We start from the raw sequence: 6,249 nt of genomic DNA, 5'->3' as shown, positions 1-6,249 counted from the left end.
GGCGGCGACGGCGCGCAGCGCGGTGGCGTCGCGCAGGCCGCCGCGGGCCTCCTTGAGGTCGGGTTCGAGGAGGAACTGCAGCTCACCCTGGCGTTCGGCGCGCTCGGCGCAGAGTTCCTGGAGTTCGGGGAGACGTTTCGGCGCCTGGTTGCGCCAGTCGGCGAGGACGGCCGTGCGCAGCCCGGCGGTGAGGCCGAGGTCGCCGGCGAGGTGCCGGGCGTCCAGCAGCCCGAGCTGGACCTTGAGGTCCTCGCCCGCGGTCTTGCGTGCCTCGGCGGGCGTACGGACGGAGTGGTCGAGGTCGAGGCCGAGGTCCCAGATCGGGTACCAGATGCGGTCGGCGAGGGAGGCCACCGCGCCGGGGTCGGCGCTGCCGTCGTGCAGGAGCAGCAGGTCGAGGTCGCTGCGCGGGGAGAGCTCACCGCGGCCGTAGCCGCCGACGGCGACGAGCGAGATGCCGCGCAGCTTGTCGGCACCCGCGTCGAACAGACCGGACAGCCAGTCGTCGGTCAGTTCGGCGAGGGCCGCACGGCGCGGCGGCCCGGACCGCGCCCCCTCCTGGAGGAGGCGCAGCCGGGCCGCCGCATAGCCGCTGGGTCCCGAGTCCTCTGCTTCCGTACGCACGTCCGTACTCGTCACCCAGTGGCTCCTGTTCTTGTTCTGCCTACAGCGCGTCGGGTCCGCGCTCGCCGGTCCGGACCCGGACCGCCGTGTCGACCGGGACGGACCAGACCTTGCCGTCGCCGATCTTGCCGGTACGGGCCGCCTTCACGATGACGTCGAGCAGCTGCTCGGCGTCGTCGTCCTCGACCAGCACCTCGATGCGGATCTTGGGGACGAGGTCGACGGTGTACTCGGCACCGCGGTAGACCTCGGTGTGCCCCCGCTGACGACCGTAGCCGCTCGCCTCGGTGACCGTCAGACCGTGAACGCCGAAGGCCTGGAGGGCCTCCTTGATCTCGTCGAGCCGGTGGGGCTTCACGACGGCGGTGATGAGCTTCATGCGTCCACCTTCTTGGCCGGAGTGCCCGGGGCCGGGGACGGTGCGGCGCTGAAGGACGCGCCGCCGCCGCCACCGCTGAAGTCGTATGCGGTCTCGGCGTGCTCGGCCTGGTCGATGCCCGCGATCTCGTCGTCCTCGGAGACCCGCATCCCGATCGTCTTGTCGATCAGGAAGGCGAGCACCGCGGAGGCCACGAGGGAGTAGGCGAGGACCGCGAAGACACCGGCGCACTGCTTCCAGAACTGGTCGAGGCCGCCGCCGTAGAAGAGGCCCGCGACGTCGGACTGGCCGCCGCCGGTGGCGAGGAAGCCGATCAGCAGGGAGCCGACGACACCGCCGACGAGGTGGACACCGACGACGTCGAGCGAGTCGTCGTAGCCGAACTTGTACTTCAGGCCGACAGCCATGGCGCAGAGCAGACCGGCGACGACACCGACGGCGATCGCGCCGAGCGGGGACACGGCACCACCCGACGGGGTGATGGCGACCAGACCGGCGACCGCGCCTGAGGCGGCACCCAGCGTGGTGAACGCGCCGTGGCGGATCTTCTCGTACGCGAGCCAGGCCAGCATGGCCGCGGCGGTGGCGATCTGCGTGTTGATGAACATCAGCGCGCCGACGCCGTCATCGTTGCCGAGCCAGGAGCCGGCGTTGAATCCGAACCAGCCGAACCACAGCAGACCGGCGCCGAGCATGACCAGCGGCAGGCTGTGCGGGCGCATCGGGTCCCTCTTGAAGCCGACGCGCTTTCCGATCACGAGGATCACGCCGAGTGCCGCGGCACCCGCGTTGATGTGGACCGCCGTACCACCGGCGAAGTCGATGACGCCGAGCTCGAAGGCCCAGCCACCGGCGCCCCAGACCCAGTGCGCGACCGGGAAGTAGACGACCGTGGCCCACAGGGCGACGAACAGCGCCCAGCCCGTGAACTTCACACGGTCCGCGACGGCGCCGCTGATCAGGGCGGGCGTGATGATCGCGAACATCAGCTGGAAGACGGCGAAGACGTAGATCGGGATGGTGTAGCCGTCCCAGAGCTGCGTGATGCCGATTCCGCTGAGGCCCACGTAGTCCGAGGACCAGCCGATGATGCTGCCCGAGTCGGTGCCGAAGGCGAGCGAGAAGCCGTAGAGCACCCACAGGATGGTGACGATCCCCATGCTGATGAAGCTCATCATCAACATGTTCAGGGTGCTCTTGACCCGGACCATGCCTCCGTAGAAGAAGGCGAGTCCGGGAGTCATGATCAGCACCAGGGCGGAACAGATGAGCATGAACCCGGTGTTGGCGGCAGACAGCGTGGGAGCGTCTGCGGCAAGCGTGATGGCTGGTGCCATCGGCGTCTCCTCGTCGTTTGGTACGGCCCCGTGCGGGCGAAGCCATGAGCGGTTATGAGGGGTGGGCCGGTTATGCGCCAGAGATTGGCGCAGCGCCGTTTCGACCGGCACCCCTCGATGTTTCGCCGCAGTGACGAAGAGGTCCTGTGTGTTACGCCTCGATGAACTGGCTGATGTCGGTCCGCGCGATCGTTATCGTGGCGCAACCTTCATCGAAGGTATGGAACCGGCCGCGGTCGGCCGTCCGATGACCTGGCATGGGGGAGCCGAGTCGGGCTGTTAAGGACGGCGGCCGCGGCCGGGGTACTGGGGTCAGACCGCCTCGGCGGTCTCGGGCAGATCGATGGCGAGCTGCTCGGTCAGGTCCACAACGGCGGCGAGATCCCCGAAATCGCGTACAGCCGTGTCGACGGTTTTTCGGATACGAGTGTTGACCCTCTCGGAGCGCACCTTCTTGGCGATCCTGAGGGCCTCGCGCACCACGACAGTGCTCTGCTCGGGCTCCCGCCGGAGCAGGTGCACCGTGCCCATCCCGACGAGGTTGAGTGCGTACGAACGCTGGTGCTCGGTGTCCTTCTCGAAGAGGTCGACAGCCTTCTGCATGACGGGCTCGGCCAGCGAGGCGTACGTGGGACTGCGGCCCGCGACGTAGGCGAGGTCGCGGAAGGAGTGGGAGTTCTCGCCGTGCAGCTCGGCCTCGGAGAAGAAGCGGATCCAGTCGGGCTCGGGCTCGTCGAACTCGAGCGCGTCACCGAACGTGTCCTCGGCCATCCGGACGGCTCGCTTGCACTTTCCGGGCTGCCCCATGTTGGCGTAGGCCCGGGCCTCCATCGCATACAGCATGGACTGGGTGCGGGGACTCGCGCAGTCGCGGCTTCCGTACTGGGCGAGGTGGATCAGTTCCAGGGCGTCGTCGGGCCGGCCGAGGTGGATCATCTGGCGGCTCATGCTGGACAGGACGTACGAGCCGAGCGGTTTGTCGGCGGCTTCCTTGGCGGCGTGCAGGGCGAGGACGAAGTACTTCTGGGCGGTCGGCTGGAGACCGACGTCGTAGCTCATCCAGCCCGCCAGCTCGGCCAGCTCGGCGGCGACCTTGAACAGGCGCCTGGTGGTGGCCTCGGGCTGCGGCTCCTGGAGGAGGTCGGTCACCTCGTGCAGCTGGCCGACGACGGCCTTGCGGCGCAGGCCGCCGCCGCACTGGGCGTCCCACTGGCGGAACATGACCGTGGTGGATTCGAGGAGGTCCAGCTCGGGCTGGGAGAGCCGGCCGGGGCGGCGCAGGGCGGCGGGGGACTCGGGCTGCTCACGGGGGGTGACGGGGCTGGGCACCAGCCAGCGCTGCATGGGCTCGATCAGCGAGGGGCCCGCGGAGAGCGCCAGTGACGTGCCGAGGAATCCGCGCCGCGCCAGCATCAGGTCGCTGCGCGAGAACTCGCCGATCAGGGCGACGGTCTGCGGACCCGTCCAGGGCAGGTCGACGCCGGACACGGACGGTGACTGGTGCGCGGCGCGCAGGCCCAGGTCCTCGACGGCGACGACACAGCCGAAGCGCTCGGAGAACAGCTCGGAGAGGATGCGCGGGATGGGCTCGCGGGGATTCTCGCCGTCCAGCCAGCGGCGGACGCGCGAGGTGTCCGTCGAGATGTGGTTGGCTCCCAACTGGCGTGCTCTGCGGTTCACTTGACGCGCCAGCTCACCCTTGGACCAACCGCTGCGCACGAACCACGAGCCCAACAGCTCATTGGGGCGCTTGTCAGCAGTCGTCCCGCCTCCGCCGTTGCCGCCCACTGGAACGCCCCCATCCCTGAACCCACTTGTGCGCTGTGTGCGCCAAGCCCTACCAGAATGCCGGTACATATGGTCGTCCGTCCGGTGGTTCTCACCCATCGAACGAGAAGCCGAGTTGCCTCCGGCATACCCACGAGTGCATGCGTCCCCAGGACCCGTGCACTCACAGTAATCCTACGATCACCCCTCCAGCCATGGCGATCCCGGAAACGCCACCATTCGCCACCCCTTCGAATGAACTCCCGGCGGCCCGTACACGATTCACTTGACACATGACGGCCGGGAGTGGGCGGAGCGATGCACATCGGGGCGCGCGAAGCCGGACGCACCACCCGTGACACCGCCGGGCGCCGCATGAACCGCACAGCGTTGGGAACGCAGAGTTACGGTTCCGTTCCGTCACGTAACCACCTGCGCGCTGGACCCGTTGGAGGGGGCATGGGCTTCACGATCGGCGGCATCCGCGAAATCCGGTCCGGCTCTCGTCGCCGCGGCCGCTCCTCGGAGTGCACGGCCGTGGCCGAGTTCACCGGGCTGTGGGGCTGGGACGTGGCGCCCGGCGCCCGGACCGCCGCGGGGACCTGCTCGTGCGGCCGGGCCGACTGCCCGGCGCCCGGCGCGCATCCCCTGGACTTCGCCCCCGTCGTCCCGGCCGGTGCCACGCTCGACGAAGTGACGCAGGCCTGGGGCGAGTTCCCCGGCGCCGCGGTGATGCTTCCCGTGGGCCGCGCCTTCGACATCATCGAGGTCGCCGAGCCGGCCGGCCGCCGTGCCCTGGTCCGGCTCGAACGCATGGGACTCCCGGTGGGCCCCGTGGCCGCCACCCCGGGCGGCCGCGCCCACTTCTTCGTCGCCCCCGGCGCAGCGGCCGAACTGCCCGAGCTGCCCTACCGCATGGGCTGGGACGACGCCACGCTCGACCTGCACGGCCTGGGCCCCGGCACGTACATCACGGCCCCGCCCTCCGACCGCGCCGGCCTCGGCCCGGTCCACTGGCTCCGCTCCCCCGCCCTCGACTCGGCCACAAAGCCGCCCGCGGCCCGGCTGTTGCTGGGGACGCTGGCGTACGTGGCACACCGCTCGCGCGCGTAGCCCTGCCGATACAGACCTACCGAAACGGAAGGGCCCCATCGCATCTGCACCATGCGGTGGGGCCCTTCCTCGCGTACGTACCTCTCGTACGGAACGTCACTCTCCGATAAGGGCATCCACGAACGCCTCCGGCTCGAACGGGGCCAGGTCGTCCGCGCCCTCGCCGAGGCCGACGAGCTTGACGGGGACGCCCAGTTCGCGCTGGACGGCGATGACGATGCCGCCCTTGGCCGTGCCGTCGAGCTTGGTCAGGACGATGCCGGTGATGTCGACGACCTCGGCGAAGACCCGGGCCTGGACCAGGCCGTTCTGGCCGGTGGTGGCGTCCAGCACGAGCAGCACCTCGTCCAGCGGGGCGTGCTTCTCGACGACGCGCTTGACCTTGCCGAGCTCGTCCATGAGACCGGTCTTGGTGTGCAGCCGGCCCGCGGTGTCGATGAGTACGACGTCCGCGCCCTCCTGGATGCCCTCCTTGACGGCGTCGAAGGCGATGGACGCGGGGTCGCCGCCCTCGGGGCCGCGCACGGTACGGGCGCCGACGCGCTCGCCCCAGGTCTGCAGCTGGTCGGCGGCGGCGGCACGGAAGGTGTCGGCCGCACCGAGCACCACGTGCTTGCCGTCGGCGACGAGCACGCGCGCGAGCTTGCCGGTGGTGGTGGTCTTGCCGGTGCCATTGACCCCGACGACCATCACGATGCCCGGGGTGTCCAGACCGGACTCGGTGTTCACGGTGCGGTCGAAGTCGGGCACGAGGAGAGTGAGCAGCTCCTCCCGCAGCAGGGTCCGCAGCTCGTCGGGGGTCCGCGTGCCGAGCACCCGTACGCGCTCGCGCAGGCGCTCGACCAGCTCCTGGGTGGGCTGCACACCGACATCGGCGGTGAGCAGCGTGTCCTCGATCTCCTCCCAGGTGTCCTCGTCGAGATGCTCGCGCGAGAGGAGCGTGAGCAGCCCCTTGCCGAGCGCGTTCTGCGAGCGGGAGAGGCGGGCGCGCAGGCGGACCACGCGGCCCGCGGTCGGCTCCGGGACCTC

Annotated in this window: 6 protein-coding genes; 1 reads left to right on the top strand and 5 read right to left on the bottom strand. The window is 70.1% G+C overall.

From position 1 onward, the window contains the following. The 4 genes from O3Q52_RS47055 to O3Q52_RS47040 all read right to left on the bottom strand — a co-directional run. A partial coding sequence (locus tag O3Q52_RS47055; protein ID WP_269654609.1) for a nucleotidyltransferase domain-containing protein occupies positions 1-639 on the bottom strand: 639 nt, incomplete at its 3' end. A gap of 25 nt (positions 640-664) precedes the next feature. Next, positions 665-1,003, bottom strand: a complete 339-nt coding sequence (locus tag O3Q52_RS47050) for a P-II family nitrogen regulator (protein ID WP_143640660.1) — start codon at positions 1,001-1,003, stop codon at positions 665-667. Beyond that, positions 1,000-2,340 carry an ammonium transporter gene (locus O3Q52_RS47045; protein WP_269654608.1) on the bottom strand — a complete coding sequence of 447 codons (1,341 nt, stop codon included), beginning with the start codon at positions 2,338-2,340 and terminating at the stop codon, positions 1,000-1,002. Before O3Q52_RS47045 ends, O3Q52_RS47050 begins: the two co-directional genes overlap by 4 nt. A 312-nt stretch (positions 2,341-2,652) precedes the next feature. Continuing rightward, entirely contained in the window at positions 2,653-4,128 is a 1,476-nt protein-coding gene (locus O3Q52_RS47040; protein WP_269654607.1) for a hypothetical protein, read from the bottom strand. 438 nt (positions 4,129-4,566) lie between these two features. Here O3Q52_RS47040 and O3Q52_RS47035 point away from each other — a divergent pair, with 438 nt between their 5' ends. Further along, complete coding sequence (locus tag O3Q52_RS47035; protein WP_269654606.1) at positions 4,567-5,220, top strand: bifunctional DNA primase/polymerase; 654 nt, start codon at positions 4,567-4,569, stop codon at positions 5,218-5,220. 96 nt (positions 5,221-5,316) lie between these two features. On the opposite strand, the gene ftsY is transcribed toward O3Q52_RS47035, so the two are convergent. Further along, a partial coding sequence (gene ftsY, locus O3Q52_RS47030) for a signal recognition particle-docking protein FtsY (protein WP_269654605.1) occupies positions 5,317-6,249 on the bottom strand: 933 nt, incomplete at its 5' end.

The organism is Streptomyces sp. ActVer (assembly GCF_027270795.1).
Lineage (GTDB): Bacteria > Actinomycetota > Actinomycetes > Streptomycetales > Streptomycetaceae > Streptomyces > Streptomyces umbrinus_A.
The sequence above is the reverse complement of the archived record's forward strand: the minus strand, read 5'-3'. Positions and strand labels throughout refer to the sequence as shown.

Excerpts from the sequence above, each read along its gene's own strand:
- O3Q52_RS47050 (WP_143640660.1), bottom strand. The coding sequence starts at position 1,003 with ATGAAGCTCATCACCGCCGTCGTGAAGCCCCACCGGCTCGACGAGATC.
- O3Q52_RS47045 (WP_269654608.1), bottom strand. The coding sequence starts at position 2,340 with ATGGCACCAGCCATCACGCTTGCCGCAGACGCTCCCACGCTGTCTGCC.
- O3Q52_RS47035 (WP_269654606.1), top strand. The coding sequence starts at position 4,567 with ATGGGCTTCACGATCGGCGGCATCCGCGAAATCCGGTCCGGCTCTCGT.